The 17,147-nt window shown below is 61.7% G+C and carries 14 protein-coding genes and 1 riboswitch; of the genes, 3 read left to right on the forward strand and 11 right to left on the reverse strand.

Translation table 11 applies throughout. The annotated features are described in order from the left end of the window. Window positions 1-118: 118 nt before the first annotated feature. The 5 genes from nagA to metA all read right to left on the reverse strand — a co-directional run bounded on the left by nagA (window position 119) and on the right by metA (window position 5,406). Window positions 119-1,270, reverse strand: coding sequence for an N-acetylglucosamine-6-phosphate deacetylase (gene nagA, locus ACD590_RS21655; protein ID WP_018448316.1), 1,152 nt, complete (start codon window positions 1,268-1,270; stop codon window positions 119-121). Then, window positions 1,270-2,301: an SIS domain-containing protein gene (locus tag ACD590_RS21660; RefSeq protein WP_439003337.1), complete on the reverse strand. Its 1,032-nt coding sequence runs from the start codon at window positions 2,299-2,301 to the stop codon at window positions 1,270-1,272. Before ACD590_RS21660 ends, nagA begins: the two co-directional genes overlap by 1 nt. Further along, window positions 2,298-3,071, reverse strand: a complete 774-nt coding sequence (locus tag ACD590_RS21665) for a GntR family transcriptional regulator (RefSeq protein WP_003543751.1) — start codon at window positions 3,069-3,071, stop codon at window positions 2,298-2,300. The genes ACD590_RS21660 and ACD590_RS21665 overlap by 4 nt, the downstream gene beginning before the upstream one ends. 162 nt (window positions 3,072-3,233) lie before the next feature. Beyond that, window positions 3,234-4,256, reverse strand: coding sequence for an aldose epimerase family protein (locus ACD590_RS21670; protein ID WP_439020952.1), 1,023 nt, complete (start codon window positions 4,254-4,256; stop codon window positions 3,234-3,236). 226 nt (window positions 4,257-4,482) lie between these two features. After that, on the reverse strand, window positions 4,483-5,406 hold the full coding sequence (metA, locus tag ACD590_RS21675) for a homoserine O-acetyltransferase MetA (RefSeq protein WP_018244046.1): 924 nt from the start codon (window positions 5,404-5,406) through the stop codon (window positions 4,483-4,485). A gap of 47 nt (window positions 5,407-5,453) precedes the next feature. After that, a riboswitch (SAM riboswitch) is annotated at window positions 5,454-5,531 on the reverse strand. Window positions 5,532-5,643: 112 nt separating this feature from the next. Between metA and ACD590_RS21680 the strand changes: the two genes are divergently transcribed. Continuing rightward, window positions 5,644-7,533 carry an ABC transporter ATP-binding protein/permease gene (locus ACD590_RS21680; protein ID WP_334540537.1) on the forward strand — a complete coding sequence of 630 codons (1,890 nt, stop codon included), beginning with the start codon at window positions 5,644-5,646 and terminating at the stop codon, window positions 7,531-7,533. Window positions 7,534-7,604: 71 nt separating this feature from the next. On the opposite strand, the gene ACD590_RS21685 is transcribed toward ACD590_RS21680, so the two are convergent. The 4 genes from ACD590_RS21685 to ACD590_RS21700 all read right to left on the reverse strand — a co-directional run bounded on the left by ACD590_RS21685 (window position 7,605) and on the right by ACD590_RS21700 (window position 11,462). Further along, the gene (locus ACD590_RS21685) at window positions 7,605-8,234 is read right to left on the reverse strand and encodes a hypothetical protein (protein ID WP_439003339.1); all 630 of its coding nucleotides are present in this window, start codon (window positions 8,232-8,234) and stop codon (window positions 7,605-7,607) included. A gap of 120 nt (window positions 8,235-8,354) precedes the next feature. Beyond that, entirely contained in the window at window positions 8,355-10,172 is a 1,818-nt protein-coding gene (locus ACD590_RS21690; RefSeq protein WP_222286125.1) for an ABC-F family ATP-binding cassette domain-containing protein, read from the reverse strand. A gap of 3 nt (window positions 10,173-10,175) precedes the next feature. Further along, window positions 10,176-10,832, reverse strand: coding sequence for a thiamine diphosphokinase (locus ACD590_RS21695; RefSeq protein WP_439020954.1), 657 nt, complete (start codon window positions 10,830-10,832; stop codon window positions 10,176-10,178). A 102-nt stretch (window positions 10,833-10,934) separates the two neighbouring features. Beyond that, complete coding sequence (locus tag ACD590_RS21700) at window positions 10,935-11,462, reverse strand: MarR family winged helix-turn-helix transcriptional regulator (RefSeq protein WP_018448324.1); 528 nt, start codon at window positions 11,460-11,462, stop codon at window positions 10,935-10,937. A 116-nt stretch (window positions 11,463-11,578) separates the two neighbouring features. Between ACD590_RS21700 and ACD590_RS21705 the strand changes: the two genes are divergently transcribed. Together ACD590_RS21705 and ACD590_RS21710 are read left to right on the forward strand one after the other, a co-directional pair. Next, window positions 11,579-13,117 (forward strand): MDR family MFS transporter, encoded by a 1,539-nt coding sequence (locus ACD590_RS21705; RefSeq protein ID WP_439003341.1) that lies wholly within the window; start codon window positions 11,579-11,581, stop codon window positions 13,115-13,117. A gap of 387 nt (window positions 13,118-13,504) precedes the next feature. Then, window positions 13,505-15,049, forward strand: a complete 1,545-nt coding sequence (locus ACD590_RS21710) for a M48 family metalloprotease (protein ID WP_047620233.1) — start codon at window positions 13,505-13,507, stop codon at window positions 15,047-15,049. Between the two features lie 151 nt (window positions 15,050-15,200). On the opposite strand, the gene ACD590_RS21715 is transcribed toward ACD590_RS21710, so the two are convergent. Together ACD590_RS21715 and ACD590_RS21720 are read right to left on the reverse strand one after the other, a co-directional pair. Beyond that, window positions 15,201-16,064 carry an RNA polymerase factor sigma-32 gene (locus tag ACD590_RS21715; RefSeq protein ID WP_018244054.1) on the reverse strand — a complete coding sequence of 288 codons (864 nt, stop codon included), beginning with the start codon at window positions 16,062-16,064 and terminating at the stop codon, window positions 15,201-15,203. Window positions 16,065-16,441: 377 nt separating this feature from the next. After that, window positions 16,442-17,014: a CarD family transcriptional regulator gene (locus ACD590_RS21720; RefSeq protein ID WP_003543775.1), complete on the reverse strand. Its 573-nt coding sequence runs from the start codon at window positions 17,012-17,014 to the stop codon at window positions 16,442-16,444. Window positions 17,015-17,147 lie beyond the last annotated feature (133 nt).

The following is a 17,147-nucleotide window of genomic DNA, read 5'->3' on the forward strand; positions in this document are numbered from 1 at the left end:
ACTTCTCCTAGAGCATGTCGCGCAAAAGTGTGCCGCGGTTTTGCGATAACGACATGCGTAAAAACAAAGATCTAAAGCGCGAAGAGCGAATCTGAAAGATCGCGACGCGCCTTAGCGTTCAGGCCGCTTCGCCGCCGAGCCAGGTGGCGGTGACGGCAAGCGCATCGGTCAGATGCACGAGATCGGCGCGTGTCCCCGGCGAGAGATGGCCGCGATCAGCAAGCCGGAGGAACCGGGCCGGATAAAGGGTCGCCATGCGCAACGCCTCGGCGAGCGTCAGATCGAGATAGGTGACGCCGTAGCGGATCGTTGAGATCATGTCGACATCGGAACCGGCCAACGTGCCATCGGAAAGCACCAGCTTCGAGCAGAAGCCGCCTCTTTCGCGCCGGACCGTGCGCCCGTTCAGCGTGAACGAATCCTTCTCCGAGCCGACAAGCGACATCGCGTCGGTGACGAAGAACAGCTTGCCTTCGCCGCGCTTGGCGCGCAGTGCCGTGCGCAAGGCCTTCGGATCGACGTGATGGCCATCGGCTATGATGCCGCACCAGGTCGAGGGATGATCGATCGCCGCGCCGACGAGACCGGGCGCACGGTGTCCCAGCTGGCTCATGGCGTTGAAGAGATGCGTGACGCCCCGCGCGCCGGCATCGAAACGTTCTTCCGCCGCCTCGCTCGAACAATCGGAATGGCCGATGCTGATGGTGACACCGGCTTCCGCAAGCTCGCGCACCTGGGCAACCGTCACCTGCTCGGCCGCCATTGTGACGAGCAGCGTGCCGATCGCCTCGCGTGCCTGGATGAAGGCCTTGACGTCGCGGTCCTCCACCGGTCGCATCAGTTCGGCCAGATGCGCACCCTTCCTCGCAGGCGCCAGATGCGGACCTTCGAGATGCAGACCGGCAACGCCGCGGTTAGCTTTGACAGCCTCCTTGGCCGCCTCGATGGCGGCAATGGACGCTTCTGATGTATCGGTAATCAGTGTCGGCAGCAGCGACGTCGTGCCATAGGGCCGGTGCCCGCCGGCGATAATGTCCATCGAGGCAGCGGAAGGCTCGTCGTTCAGCATCCGCCCGGCGCCGCCATTGACCTGCGCATCGATGAAGCCGGCCGACAGAATACCGCCCGCAAGCGTCACCACCTCGCCGTCCGGCAGATCATCTCTGGCGACGATCGCTTCGACCTGTCCATCGGCAACGATGAGCGCCTTGTCGTCATGGAAGCGCTCGCCGTCGAAGATGCGGGCGCCGAGGAAGATCTTGCGGACCATCAGACCGTCTCCGTCACCTTGAGCAGGTTCGCCGGCTTGTCGGGATCAAAGCCCTTGCGGCGCGTCACCGACTCGATCAGCCGGTAATAGACGAGCAGCGACACCAGCGGATCGACGAGGCCGTTGCCCGTCGTCGGCACGCGCAGATGGACACCGGAAAGCGGCTGCGCCGAGAAGCCGACAGTGGTGGCGCCGAGCTTCTGCAGGCGCTCCAGCGCCTGGACATTGTTGGCGAAGGCCGCATCGTCGGGTGCGAAGGCGACGATCGGGAAGCCCGGCTGCACCAGGCGCATGGGGCCGTGCATCAGTTCCGCCAGCGAGAAGGCCTCGGCATGCAGGCCGGAGGTTTCCTTGGCCTTCAGCGCCGCTTCGAGTGCGATCGCAAAGGCCGGGCCGCGGCCGGCGGTATAGAGCGAGGTCGCATTGAACAGCACCTCCTCGGCTGCCGCCGTGTCGATCCCGGCGGTCGCCGACAGTGCCTCCGGCAGCTTGTCGAGCGCGGTCTGCAGGTCGGACGCGCCGCCGATCGCAGCCGTCACCCCGGCAAGGGCGGCGACCGAGGCGATGAAGGATTTCGTCGCCGCGACGCTCTTTTCCGCACCGGCACTGAGGCCGAGAACGATATCGGCCTGTTTCGCAAGCGGGCTGTCGGTGACGTTGACGACGGCGATCGTCGTCGCTCCGCCCTTCTTCGCCGCATCCTGCAACGCGACGATATCGGGGCTGGCACCCGACTGCGAGACGGTGAAATGGACGCCGCCCTTCAGATGCAGCGCCGCACCGTAGACGGAAGCGATCGACGGACCGACCGAGGCGACCGGAACACCGCAGGTAATCTCGAAAAGATATTTGAAAAAGGTGGCGGCGTGGTCCGAGGAGCCGCGCGCCGCCGTCGTCACCACGCTCGGGCGGGCGGACGAAAACAGCCGGGCAATCTCGGCAAAGACCGGTTTTTCCTTTTCGAGAAGCGTGGCCACCACCTCTGGCGATTGGCCGGCTTCTTGCAGCATCAGTGACTGGTTGTCATTCATAGGTCATCTCCGATTCTCAATTCGGCTACGAAATCATAGGCATCGCCGCGATAATGCGAGCGGGTGTATTCGACGACGCGCTGGTCTTCCAGGCGCGAGACACGTTCGATCAGGAGCGCCGGCGCGCCCGATTTGACGTTCAGGATTGCGGCGGAGGACGGGTCGAGCGTGACCGCCGTCAGCCGCTGCAGCGCGCGCACGGGCCTGTGGCCGCTGGCCGTCAGCGCATCGTAGAGCGATCCCTCGCCGCCGGCATCGTGCCCGAGGAACTTGATCGGCACCACGGCGCGTTCAATCGCCAGCGGCAGGCCGTCGGCAAGGCGCAAGCGGTCGAGCCTCAGCACCGGCTCGTCGCCGCCGAGGCCGAGCAGGAAGGATTCCTCCGGCGACGGCGTATTGACCGCCCGCGACAATATCCGTGCGGCCGGCAGACGCCCGCGTGAACGCATGTCGGCGGAGAAGGAGGAAAGCCGCCAGAGCGACTGTTCCATGCGCTCCACTCTGCTCGACACGAAAGTACCGCTTCCGTGGCGCGATTCCAATGCGCCGGACGCCATCAGATCGCGATAGGCGGTGCGCACGGTGACACGACCGAGCTTCAGAGCTTCGGCAAGGTCGCGCTCGCCCGGGAGTGCGGTGCCGGGCTTCAGCAGCCCTTCCTGAATGAGGCCGGTCAGCGTCTGCGCCAGCCGCTTGTAAAGCGGCCCGGTCAATGCCTCGTCACGCAGGCCGCGGCTATTCAATTCCGCTATCAGACTGGTTCTATCCATGGACGCACAATAGAACCTATATAGGACCAATCGGCAAGACAGAATCGAGTGCCGAAAGAAAAAACCCTCGCCGGCGGGCCGGCGAGGGTTTCATAGCGACCAATTTTGACAACCGTGCGTCGACAGCGCCCCGCGTTAGAAACGCGCGGCGCTGGAGGACGCTCAGTTCTTGGTGAAGATATAATCCGTCTCCTGGCGCAGCACTTCGCCGGGGCGCAGAACCGCATTCGGAAAACCTTGGTGATTGATGGAATCCGGCCAGACCTGGGTCTCCAGGCAAAAGCCGGCGAATGGACCGTATTTGCGCCCGCCGATGCCGGGAGCCCCGGTATCGAGCTTGAAGCCGGCATAGAACTGTACGCCTGGCTCGGTGCTGCGCACTTCCAGCGACACACCGGAATAAAGGCTGCGGGCGAGCGCAACGGTTCGTTTGGCGGTGCGCTCGGCGGACAGGCAGAAATTATGGTCGTAGAACACCTGTTCGCTGCCGACGAAACGCTTCATCGGCGCCATCTCGCGGAAATCGAATTCGGTGCCCTCGACGGAACGGATCTCGCCGGTCGGCACCTGCTTCTCATCGGTCGGCAGATAATAATCGGCGGCAATCATGATATCGTGGCCAAGCGCATCGTCGCGACCGTCGAGATTGAAATAGGCGTGCTGGCAGACATTGGCGAGCGTCGGCTGGTCGCTGGTCGATTCGTAGGTGATCGACAGTTCACCGTTGCCATGCACCCAGAAAGTCGCCTGGATGGTGCAATTGCCGGGATAGCCGGCGCGGCCATCGGGATCGACGATCTTCAGCACCACGCGGTCGACGTCATGCTCGACGATCGTCCAGTTGCGTTTGGCGATATTGTCGCTGCCTCCATGCAGATGCGTCACGCCGTTTTCATTCAGTTCGAGCTGATAGTCCTTGTCGTCAAGCGTAAACCTGCCGCCGCCGACGCGGTTGGCGCAGCGGCCGGGTGTCGCGCCAAAATAGGACGAATAGAGGGGGTAGCTGTCGAAATCGTCGAAGCCGAGCTGCAGCGGCGCGTCATGTCCCTCGAGGCGCAGATCCTGGATGACTGCGCCCCAGCTCATGATCTTGGCCGTCAGCCCACCGCCCTTGATCACGACGCGATAGACGGTCTCGCCCGCCTTCGTCTGCCCGAAAACGTCCCGCTCCAACTTATCCGACATGATCGACCGTCCATTCTATCTCTGCTGCAAATTCCTCAATTCGGAATCGATTTGAGGAATTTGCAGCGATTCAAACTGTGCATTGCACGTCCGATGAAGACGCGCGGTGTGGTAGGGTTCGGGACAGGAACCTGCCCGCATTTGCTTCAATCCGCAACCGGCGGATCAGAAAGAAAATGCCGCAGCAGTGAGGCGGCGGCACCGGCTCGGGGCGCGATCGGCAAGGTCAGAGGTCCGTGCCGATCTCTTCCACATCAAAGGGCGTCGTCTGGTAGATTTCGTTGATCCAGTTGCCGAACAGGAGATGCGCATGGCTGCGCCAGCGGTTCTGCGGCGCAAGCGCCGGATCGTTATGCGGGAAGTAATTGTGCGGCATCTTGATCGGCACGCCGGCATCGACGTCGCGAAAATACTCGTCGGAAAGCGAGGTGGAATCATATTCGACATGGTTGAACATGTAGAGCCGCCGGCCCTTCTTCTCGTGCACGAGACACACGCCCATCTCGGGTGATTCCATCAGGATCTCCAGGTTTTCGGACTTCTCGATATCGGCGCGGCGCACTTCGGTCCAGCGCGACACCGGCACTTCGAAATTGTCGGAAAAGCCGTTGAGATAGATGGACGAAGGCTTCAGGTTGCGGTGGCGGTAAACCCCGAAGGCCTTCTCTTTGAGCTCGTATTTCGGAACGCCGTGGAAATGATAGATCGCGGCCATCGCGCCCCAGCAGACGTTCATCGTCGAATGGACATTCGTTTCCGTCCAGTCGAGAATCTGCTGCATCTCCGCCCAATAGGTGACGTCCTCATAGGGCAAAAGCTCGATCGGCGCCCCGGTGATGATGAAGCCGTCGAACTTGCGATGTTTTACCTCCTCCCAGGTCTGGTAGAAGGCAAGCAAATGATCTTCTGACGTATTCTTCGCCTTGTGGCCGCCGATACGGATGAGCGACAGTTCCACCTGCAGCGGCGAGGCGCCGACGAGACGCGCCATCTGCAATTCGGTCTTGATCTTGTTCGGCATGAGGTTGAGCAGCCCGATCTGCAACGGTCGGATATCCTGACGGATCGCCAACGTCTCGGTCATCACCCGCACACCTTCCTGAACCAGGGTTTCGAAGGCGGGCAGCGTATCGGGGATCTTGATGGGCATTGCGGTCACTCGATCAAAAACAAAAACCGGCGGCGAAAAAAATCGCTACCGGTCCGCACGCGGCCCTTTAGCGATTTTTTTAACGTGGCTGCAAGCCGGCCGGCCAAATCACCACGGAGCGCTTTAATTAGACCCAGTCGGGTCGCGAATCAACTGTCGACTGCAGTCAAGTGACCTCTGCCGCATCATCACAGTTTAATGAATGATAGAATCTGTTGATAGACCCGTAACGCCACCATGTTATTTATAGGGGCATGGGCGATTTGGAAAAGCGTAATGGCAGATAAGATTGAGGGGAGGCCGGGCATCCGAAGGCAGGATAGGGTAGGGTATGATTTCAGCCTGACATATCGCCTCGGCGTCATGTTCTCAGCATTCTGGAATTCGGAAGTGCGTGGCAGGGTGCTGTTTCTGGCGACCGTGCTGATCCTCGTTATCCTGGCGACGTCCTACGGCCAGGTCATATTGAACGAGTGGAATGCGCCCTTCTATGACTCGCTGGAGCGCCGCGACCTCGGCGAATTCTTCCACCAACTCGAAATCTTCGCGATGATCGCCGGCACGCTGCTGCTGCTCAACGTGCTGCAGGCCTGGCTGAACCAGATGACGGCGCTCTATATGCGTGAAGGCCTGTCACGCGATCTCGTCGACCAGTGGCTGAAGCGCAAGCGGGCACTGCGGCTTGCCTCCAGCGGCCTGATCGGCGTCAATCCGGACCAGCGTCTGCACGAGGATTCCCGCAACCTTGCCGAAAGCACGACAGGGCTCGTTCTCGGCCTGCTGCAGTCGACCATCCTCCTGGTGAGCTTCATCGGCGTGCTCTGGGAGCTTTCGAGCGGCTTCATCTTCCGCATCAGCGGCCACAGCTTCTCCATTCCGGGCTACATGGTCTGGGCGGCGATTTTCTATGCCGCTTCCGCCTCGGTGCTGAGCCAGGTCGTCGGCCGCAAGCTGGTCAAGCTCAATGCCGACCGTTTTTCGAAAGAAGCCGAGCTTCGCTTCACGCTGATGCATGCCAATGAGAACATGCCGGCGATCACCGTTGCCCGCGGCGAGGAGAACGAGCGCCGACGTATCAACACCGACATCAGCTCGGTACTGACAGTCGTCAAGCGGCTCGCCATGGCCAATACCAATCTCACCTGGGTTTCGGCCGGCTACGGCTGGCTGGTAATCGTCATCCCGATCATCGTTGCCGCCCCCGCTTATTTCTCCGGCGGCCTCACCCTCGGCCAGCTGATGATGTCGGTCGGCGCCTTCAACCAGGTCAACACGGCGCTGCGCTGGTATGTCTCCAATTTCGGCCCGATCGCCGAGTGGCGCGCCACGCTGATGCGCGTCACCGATTTCCGCCAGGCGCTGCTCGACATGGACGAGGACTTCGACCTGAAGGACAGCATCGCCTATGAAAACGCCGCGCCCGACACGCTGACGCTGAAGGATGTGGTGATCGTCGCCAAGGTTGGCGAAGATATCGAGGAATGCGGCGGTTTCCGACTGCGTGAAACCAATGTCGTGATCAAGGCCGGCGAAAAAATCATGATCAACGGCGATCACAGCGTCAACCGCAAGCTGCTGTTCCAGGCGATGGCCGGCCTCTGGCCGTGCGGTAGTGGCACGATGGGCCTGCCGCCAATCGACGACATGCTCTTCGTTCCGCAGGTTGCCTATGTTCCCGGCGGCACGCTGCGCGAGGCGCTGGCCTTTCCCGAACGTCCCGAAGCCTACGAGAAAGCCGCCGTCGAGGCGGCCCTCGACAAGGTTGGCCTGCATTCGCTGATCGCAAGGCTCGATACCCGCGCCCGCTGGGACAAGCTGCTCGACGGCGACCAGCAGAAAGCGATCGGATTTGCCCGCCTCCTGCTCGTGCGCCCGCGCTGGATCATCTTCGACGAAGTGCTGGAAGGCATGGAGCCGGAACTGCAGGAAACAATGGCCAACCTGCTCGTCTCCATGCCCGAAAGCGGCATGATCTATATCGGCCGCTCCGAGGCCTATCTCGAGGCGCTGAAGCCGCGCGTGCTGCATCTGCAGGCGCTGCCGTCAATTTCCGAGGAGCCGCCTGTCGCCCAGACCGGCGCCAGCGCCAGTGCGGGCGCTGCCGCCGTGCCCGCGCCGGCGCTTTAATGCATGCGGCCCAAAACTGTGGAGCTGTTTTGGGATGACGGCCTGCATAAGGTAAGGACTTGAGCCGCTGGTCACATCGGCGGCGTGATGCCGTTGAGGCCGACGGCGATCTGGCTGGCCGAGATGCTGCCGTCCGCCGCCTTTTCGCCGGTGACGACGACGCCCGCGCCGGGCTTCAGATCATCCTTGGTCGCAGGCGCCAACGTCACGATCGGCGTGCCATCGGCAATCGCGATGGCCTTTTCCTTGCCCTGATAGGTCAGCGTGATCGTGTGGCCGTCCACGGATTTGACGGCGTTGCTGACGGTCGCATTGGTCATCTGGCTGTTCGGCTGCGCATCCCAGGGACGGTTGCCCTCGCCGGTTCCCTTCATCGACGCCGGAAAGATCAGCACCTCGATCGCCCCGTCCGGGCCTGTGCCCTTCGGAAGTGAAGCGACGCCGACGAAATCGCCGGGCTTGATATCCTCGACCGAGGCTTTCTTGATGCCGCCGACCTTCCAACCGGATTTCAGCGCGATCGTCGCATCGCTACCCTCGCGCGTCTTGACGACGAGCGTATCGCCGCTGAGGCTTTCGATGGCGCCGCGAACACGAATGCGCTGGGCATCCTGCGCCTGTGCGGCTTGCGACAGGGCAAGGGTCACGAGGCTACCGGCGACAAACGCCGTGAAAATTCCGGAATAGGGCTTGCGAGACATCTGACTTTTCCTTGTCGCCATTGCGATCGGCAATATCCCCGGCTGCCGGACGGCACCTTATGCCGCAGGACGACACACTGACGAATCAAGGAAAAGTGAGCCTTCAGCCTCGAGAAAATCTCAGCCTTCCAGCTCTTCCCGCAGCATTTCGAGCTCCAGCCACTCCTCTTCCATCTTTGTCAGGCCGGCGCGCAGTTTTTCCATTTCGCTGGCAAGCCGGTTGAAGGCCGCAGGATCGCGCGTGAAAAGATTGGGATCTGCCATCACCTGTTCGCGCTTGGCGATTTCGGCTTCGGCCTTCGCCATTTCCTTCGGCAGGTTTTCCAGTGCGAATTTCTGCTTGAAGGAGAGCTTGACCTTCGAGCTGCCTGGCGCTGGTGCCTCCTGCGTCTTCGGCTTCTCCGCCGCCTTCTCGGCTTTTCTGCGCTCCTCGAGCGCGCCCTTGCGTTGCACAAGCATGTCCGAGTAGCCACCGGCATATTCGATCCAGCGGCCATCAGGCGCATCCGGCACGGCGGGTGCGATCGTCGAGGTCACGGTGCGGTCGAGGAAATCGCGGTCGTGGCTGACGAGAATGACGGTGCCGGGAAAGCCTGCGACAATCTCCTGCAGGAGATCGAGCGTTTCGATATCGAGATCGTTGGTCGGCTCGTCGAGGATCAAGAGATTCGTCGGGCGCGAAAGGATGCGCGCCAGCATCAGCCGGGCGCGTTCGCCGCCGGAGAGGTTTCTGATCGGCGTACGCGCCTGTTCCGGCTGGAATAGAAATTCCTTCATGTAGCCGGTGACATGGCGCTGCTCGCCGTTGACGAGCAGGTTTTCGCCGCGCCCGTCCGTCAGATAATTGGCAAGCGTATCCTCGGGGTCGAGATCCTCACGCTTCTGGTCGAGCGTCGCGATCTCCAGATTGGTGCCGAGCTTCACCGTGCCGCTGTCAGGCGAAAGCTGCCCGGTCAGCATCTTCAGCAGCGTCGTCTTGCCGGCGCCGTTCGGCCCCACGAGACCAATGCAGTCGCCGCGATGTACGCGGATCGAAAACGGCGTGACGATTGCCCGCTCGCCGAAGCTCTTGGTGATCTTGTCGGCCTCGATGACCAGCTTGCCGGATTCCTGCGCGTCCGAAACCGTCGCCTGCACCGTGCCCTGCGGTCCCTTGTGGCCGCGATAGTTCGAGCGCATCGTCTGCAGCTCGCCGAGACGGCGCATATTGCGCTTGCGCCGCGCCGTGACGCCATAGCGCAGCCAGTGCTCCTCGCGCTCTATCGACTTGCCGAGCTTGTGCTGCTCCAGTTCCTCGGCCTCCAGCACCTGGTCGCGCCAAGCTTCGAAATGCGCAAAGCCGCGGTCGAGCCGGCGCGAGGTGCCGCGGTCGAGCCAAACGGTTGCCGTCGAGACCTTTTCGAGGAAACGCCGGTCGTGCGAGATCAGCACCAAGGCGCTGCGCGTCTTTTGCAGCTCGCCTTCCAGCCATTCGATCGTTGGCAGGTCGAGATGGTTGGTCGGTTCGTCGAGCAGAAGAATGTCCGGCTCCGGTGCCATAACCCGAGCAAGGGCAGCGCGCCGCGATTCGCCACCGGACAGCATTCTGGGGTCTTCATCGCCGGTCAGCCCGAGATGAGACAGCAGATAGGTGACACGATAGGGGTCATCGCCCGGCCCGAGGCCGGCCTCGGCATAGGCCTGCACCGTGTTGAAGCCGACAAAGTCCGGCGCCTGCTCGAGATAGCGCACCGTCGAGGACGGATGGCGGAAGACCTCGCCGGACTGTGCCTCGACCAGGCCGGCGGCAATCTTCAGCAGCGTCGATTTTCCCGAGCCGTTACGCCCGACGAGACAGATTTTGTCACCGGCCTCGATCTGCAGGCTAGCACCCGCCAGAAGCGGTGCGCCGCCGAAGCTTAGGAAGATATCGTCGAGTTTTAGAATGGGAGGGGCCAAAAATCAGACTCCGGAAAGATCATAGGGCCGGGCGAGCACGATTGCCCGGCCGCTGCGGAGCGAAAAGCGAACGGTGCCTTCCGCAACATTGGAAATGGTGCGCGACGAGCCGAAAGGCAGATGGAAATCCGCCAGCGGATAACGCGCATTCTCGATGGAAAGCCCTGTCAGCTCGCTGAATCCGGGCACGGAAAACAGGCTGCCCTTGGGAAGGTCCAGTTCGATCGTACCCGCAACCAGCGGCACTGCCTCTTCCTTGCCCGAGATCAGCAGCAGGTCGAAACCCTCTTCCGCCAGGCTGACGGCCGACAGCAGGTGCTGAAGCGCGTGGTCGGAGCGTTCGCCGCCGAGCGCGCCGGCGAGGATGAGCCGCCGCGCGCCCCGCGCGATTGCTTCCGCCACGGCGATTTCGCCGTCCGTCGCCGCCTTCGCTGCCGGATAAGGCTGTTTCGGCACATTGGGAAATGCATTCGCGAGATCGGCCGGTGTCGAATCGAAATCACCGACCCAGAGCTCCGGCTCGATGCCGAGTGCTGCCGCATGCCGCATGCCGCCATCGGCCGCAATGAAGCGGCTGTCGGCGATGGCGTGGCGCAGGCGCTCCGTCAGGCTGAGTTCGCCGCCAAGGAGAATGGTGAAGGTGGATTGGCTCATGGGCATTGCCCTTAGCGCAAACGGGGGGTCGAGGGGAAGGGGCGCCGCTTGCCTGAAAGCGCCGCGCGTCCAACACCAACAGGACGCTCGATCACTTTGAACTGCCGCCTAGCCCGGCGTATCCTTGTCGCGCGACAGGAAGACCGCCTCGTAGCCGCCGATGAAGCGCTCGAAAAGCGCTGCGAAGCGCTCGACATCTTCCTGCGGCCAGTCGGAAACGATCTCGGAAATGATCGCAAGCTTCTGCGCGACGATCTCGGCAAGCAGGTCCTGGCCGACCTCGGTCATGACGACGACGATCCGCCGCGCATCGGCCTGCGAGGCCTCGCGGCGCAACACGTTACGCCCGACCATGTCGGCGACCACCCGGCTTGCCCGTGACGGATCGATGCGCAGCATCTCCGCGATCAGGCCGACCGTGACCTCGCCGGCGGACTGCGCCCTCCGCACGGCATCGAGCACGTCGAGATGCGAAAGCTCAAGGCCTGGTGCAGCACTCTGGATCGCCAGCCGGCCGATCAGCCGCCGCCCGGTCATCAGCCGCATGCGTGCCATGCTCCGGCCGATACGCGGCACGTTTTCACGATCCGGCTCGGCCGGCTCCGCAGAAAGGGTCTTGGTCAGGACGTCGCTCATCACAGGACCATAACAGAGCCGATTCGAAAATTGAATATGCCGGCGTCATTAATGTGCCATTGACAACTATATGCTGTTAGCACATAAAAGCACATCAACCCGGAACGATGCCTCCCATGGACATGCAACTCGCGCCTGCGCCGCTCGTGACGGATCCTCGTCGCCGGCTTATCCTCTTCCTTTTTCTGATGACCGCCATGTTCATGGCGACGCTTGATAATCAGATCGTCTCCACGGCTCTGCCGACGATCGTCGGTGAATTCGGCCATCTCGAGCGCTTCGGCTGGATCGGCTCGGCCTATCTCCTGTCGCTGAGCGCCGTCATGCCGCTCTACGGCAAGCTCGGCGACTTGTTCGGCCGAAAATACGTGATGATGACGGCGATCATGATCTTCACCGTCGGCTCGGCGGTCTGCGGCCTTGCGGTCTCGATGAATACGCTGATCGCCGCCCGCGTGCTGCAGGGCCTTGGCGGCGGCGGCATCATGGTGTCGATCTTCGCCGTCAACGCCGATCTGTTCGAGCCGCGCGAGCGGGCTCGCTACCAGAGCTATTCCAGCCTTGTGCTGATGGCATCGGGCGCGATCGGCCCTGTGCTTGGCGGCACGATGAGCGATCTCTTCGGCTGGCGCTCGATCTTCCTCGTCAATGTGCCGATCGGCTTCATCGTGCTCACCGGCCTTGCCTTCATGCTGCCCTGCCGCAAACCGCATCGCCGCCCCAAGATCGATTATGCCGGTGCGCTCCTGCTTGCCATGACGACGACAAGCATCGTGCTTGCCACCGACAGCAGCGAACTGTTCGGCGCATTGATCTCGCCGCAGAGCATCGGCATCGTTGCCTTCGGCGTCATCTGCGCCGTCACCTGGGTATTCACAGAGCGCCGCGCGCCGGAGCCGATCGTTCCTCTGCAGCTGTTTCGCAATTCGACCTTCAGCCTGCTCCTGGTGATCTCGATCATGGGCGGCGCCATCGCCATCGGCATGGTCAATTATCTCGCCCTCTTCCTGCAGACCACGACCGGCCTTTCGCCGTCGGCCGCCGGCCTGCTCTTCATCCTCCTGACCGGCGGCCTCGTCTGCGGATCGCTGACAGCAGGCCGGATCATCTCGAAGACGGGGCGCTACAAGCCCTTCGCCATCGCAAGCCTCACCTGCAGCGCCACGGCCTTTGCGCTGATGTCGCAGATCCACGCCGGAACGCCGATCGTCTTCATCGGCGCGATCATGATGCTGCACGGCATCGGCATCGGCCTTGCCCAGCAGGTTCCCGTCATCGGCGTACAGAATGCAGCACCGGCCCGCGACGTCGGCGCCGCCACCGGCTCGGTGACTCTGTCGCGCATGGGCGGCGCCTCGATCGCTATTTCCATCTACGGCGCCATCATCGCCTCTGAGCTCGGCAAGGTCGGCGTCTCCATTCCCGGCGTCGCCGATATCGAGCAGTTGACGCCGAAAATGATGGCCGCCCTTCCCGAAGCGAGCCGCCAGGCCGTTGCCGATACCTATGCCGCCGCCTTCTCACCGCTCTTCATGACTTCCTGCGCCATTGCGCTGATCGGCCTTGCGGCCGCCATCATGCTGAAGCCGGTGCAACTGCCCCGCGCCGGCGAAACGACGAGGCCGCAACCGGCGACAGCGGAAGCTGCCGAATAGTCGAATCGCCCCGCGGAAATGCCTTACCAAGAGGCGTCTCCTCACCAAGAACATATTTCTGGTTGCAATTTTCACGCATGGACATTGCTGTCTGGCTGGTTATTTCAATCGACCCGTTCTTTTTCCGCGCTGCCGACGAATCTCCGCTTTGTGACGGAACTTTCGCCATAATTTCATCCGAGCGAAGGGAGGCCTTAATGCCTGAGGCTTGCCAAAATGCAACGGCGCCACATTTAAGCAGAGTCTCGCTATGCAACCGATGCGTAAATCAGCTACAGCAAAGACTTGTATCGGCCGATTGTGCAGCGCGAGATCAGGGGTGCGCACCTGTTGAATTCCCTTTGCCATGGTCGGTCCGAATCTCAGGCAAACCGGCAAAACAGCGACATGATGCGGAGAAACAGACTGGACAGCTTGACGACGTGGAAATCGCCCGCGCTTTCCAGTGATGCCATCTCTGCGCCGCGGCGCTTCGCGCGTCGCCTGATGCTGCTTTCGGCCGTCGCAATGGCGCTGAATGGCTGCCAAACGCTGATCGACCAATCCTATCAGCCGAGTGTCTCACCTTCTTCCAATCCACAGATCGTCGACGAGGTGCAGAAGAACGACCCGCGCGCGGCGATGGGCGCTCGTGAGCATCCGCGCATCGTGGCAAGCTATGGCGGCGAATACAAGGACGCCAAAACCGAGCGCCTGGTCGCCCGCATCGCCGGCGCGCTGACGGCGGTGTCGGAAAATCCGAGCCAGTCCTACCGCATCACCATCCTGAATTCGCCGGCGATCAACGCCTTTGCGCTGCCGGGCGGTTATCTCTACGTCACCCGCGGCCTGCTCGCCCTTGCCAACGACGCTTCGGAAGTTGCCGCCGTGCTGTCGCACGAAATGGGCCATGTGACGGCAAACCACGGCATTGAGCGGCAGAAGCGCGAAGAGGCTGAGGTCATCGCCAGCCGCGTCGTCGCCGAAGTCCTTTCCAGCGACATCGCCGGCAAGCAGGCGCTTGCCCGCGGCAAGCTGCGGCTCGCCGCCTTCTCCCGCCAGCAGGAGCTGCAGGCCGATGTCATCGGTGTGCGCATGCTCGGCGAAGCCGGCTACGACCCCTATGCCGCTGCCCGTTTCCTCGATTCCATGGCCGCTTACAGCCGCTTCATGTCGGTTGATCCCGAAGCCGACCAGAGCCTCGACTTCCTGTCGAGCCATCCGAATTCGGCGCAGCGCATAGAGCTTGCCCGCACCCACGCCCGCGCCTTCGGCCAGGAAGGCTCTGTCGGCGACAAGGGCCGCGATTATTATCTCGACGGCATAGACGGACTGCTCTACGGCGACAGCCCGGAAGAAGGCTATGTGCGCGGCCAGACCTTCCTGCATGGCGGCCTCGGCATCCGCTTCGACGTGCCGCCGGATTTCCACATCGACAACAAGGTCGAGGCGGTGATGGCCACCGGTCCGAACGACATCGCCGTCCGTTTCGACGGCGTCGCCGACAATCAGAACCAGAGCCTCACCAACTATATCTCCAGCGGCTGGGTAACCGGCCTCGACCCGTCAACCATCCAGCCGATCACCATCAACGGCATGGAAGCAGCCACCGCGCGCGCCAGCGCCGACCGCTGGGATTTCGATGTCACCGTGATCCGCAACAATTCGCAGATCTTCCGTTTCCTGACGGCCGTACCGAAAGGCAGCGACGCCCTTGAGCCAACGGCCAATGTGCTACGCGCCAGTTTCCGGCGCATGACGCCGGCAGAGGCGGCATCGCTGAAGCCGCTGCGCATCCGCGTCGTCACCGTCCGGCCGGGTGAGAACATCTCGACGCTCGCCGCCCGCATGATGGGCACCGACCGCAAGCTCGATCTCTTCAAGCTCATCAACGCCCTGCCCACGGGTGCGGCCGTTTCAACGGGCGATCGCGTCAAGATCATCGCCGAATAAAAAAGGCCCGGCTTACGCCGGGCCAGTCTGTGCTGCTGGAGGGGACAAGCATGTCGCGCAAAAGTGGGCAGCGGTTTTGCGATAACGACATGCGTAAAAAAACACCTAAAGCGCGACCGGCGAATCTGAAAGATCGCGACGCGCTTTCGGTTCAGGCGTAGGCCGCCATATGCGGATCGGCGCTGACGAGGGCGCTGCGGAGTTTTTCCATCGCCCGGCTTTCGATCTGACGCACACGTTCCTTGGAAATGCCGAGATCGGCACCGAGTTCTTCGAGCGTGGCACCGTCTTCCGCCAGACGCCGGGCGCTGATGATCTTCATCTCGCGTTCGTTGAGATGTTTCAGCGCCGAAGCGAGCCAGACGCGGCGACGCTCGCCGTCGATCATGTTTGAAACCTGCTCGTCCGGCAGGGGATCGTCGCTGACGAGGAAGTCCATCTTCTCTGCGCTCTCGGCATCGCCGGAGACCGAAGGCGCCTGCAGCGAAGCATCGTTACCGGAAAGCCTGGCATCCATCGTCTGCACATCGGCGAGGCTCACGCCGAGGGCCGCGGCGATTTCCTGGTGAATGGATTGCAGCGTCAGCTGTGTGTCACCCTTGGCGAGCTTGGCGCGCAGACGACGCAGATTGAAGAACAGCGCCTTTTGCGCTGAACTCGTGCCACCACGAACGATCGACCAGTTGCGCAGGATATAATCCTGGATCGAAGCCCGGATCCACCAGCTTGCATAGGTCGAAAAGCGCACGTCGCGTTCCGGCTCGAAGCGTGCGGCGGCCTCCAGCAGGCCGACATAGCCCTCCTGCACGAGATCGCTCATCGGCAGGCCGAAATTGCGGAACTTGCCGGCCATGGATATGACGAGGCGCATATGGGCCATGGCGATCTGGTTGCGCGCGCCGCGGTCGTCGTGATCCTTCCAGCGGGTGGCGAGATCGTGCTCTTCCTGACGGGCAAGATAGGGGGCGGCCATCGCGATTTTGATCATGCGCCGATCTGCAGACATGTTCTTCATTTCGATCTCCCAAAGCAGGCCTCTCGCCCTGAAATGAACAATAAAACTCATGTTCCGGAACATCGCTGTCCGGATTGAATGGGTTCTGAATGCATAAAAGCCTCGCCCCTGGACTTTTCAGGGGGAGGCCCTATTTCTCATCATGTGCCGGTAAGACGGCTGGGCTGGACCTGTTTCTTCACTTTGCCGGATGGGCAATATAGAAAAGGCATGATCCGCTCCTCATCGAACATTGACGGAATAGCAGTTCGCTCGTTGAGGCCATTGCCTGACGAGCAGTCCGCAATTACGTGTGATAAACGCGGCAGTCGGGAAAAAGTTCCAATAAAAAAACCCGGCACGAAGGCCGGGTTTTTTGACAGAAAAACAGGGTCGCTTTACGCGGCTTCGTCCTGCGAATCGTCTTCTTCAATCGCCTTGCCGCGCTTCGGACCCTTGTTGAGATTGGTCTCGACGAGACGGACGGCTTCGGTTTCCGACATCTTGTTGACAGCGGCGATTTCGCGCGCCATGCGGTCGAGCGCAGCCTCATAGAGCTGGCGTTCGGAATAGGACTGCTCGGGCTGGTTCTCGGCACGATAGAGATCGCGCACAACTTCAGCGATGGAAATCAGGTCGCCGGAATTGATCTTGGCATCATATTCCTGGGCGCGGCGGGACCACATGGTGCGCTTGACACGCGCCTTGCCCTGCACGACCTTCAATGCACGCTCGACGAAATCCGTTTCCGAAAGCTTGCGCATACCGATGCTCATTGCCTTCGCAACCGGAACCTTCAGACGCATCTTGTCCTTCTCGAAATCGATAACGAAAAGTTCGAGCTTCATGCCGGCAACTTCTTGCTCTTCGATAGCGGTGATGGTACCGACGCCATGAGCGGGGTAGACGATCGATTCACCGGTCTTGAAGCCGTGACGTGCTGTAGAAGGCTTTTTCTGCTGAGTCGTCATTCTATTCAAAAACTCCCTGTTACGCTTCCGGCGGCGGCCGGAGCCGGGTCAGTCAGGCCCGGGTGAGACGGTAGTATCCGTCGGGTGACTTCACTCTGGTCCCATCGGGCAAAAGCAAAGACTTCTTGCGCGC

Source organism: Rhizobium sp. 862_C5_N1_2 (assembly GCF_051811205.1).
Taxonomy (GTDB): Bacteria; Pseudomonadota; Alphaproteobacteria; order Rhizobiales; family Rhizobiaceae; genus Rhizobium; species Rhizobium leguminosarum.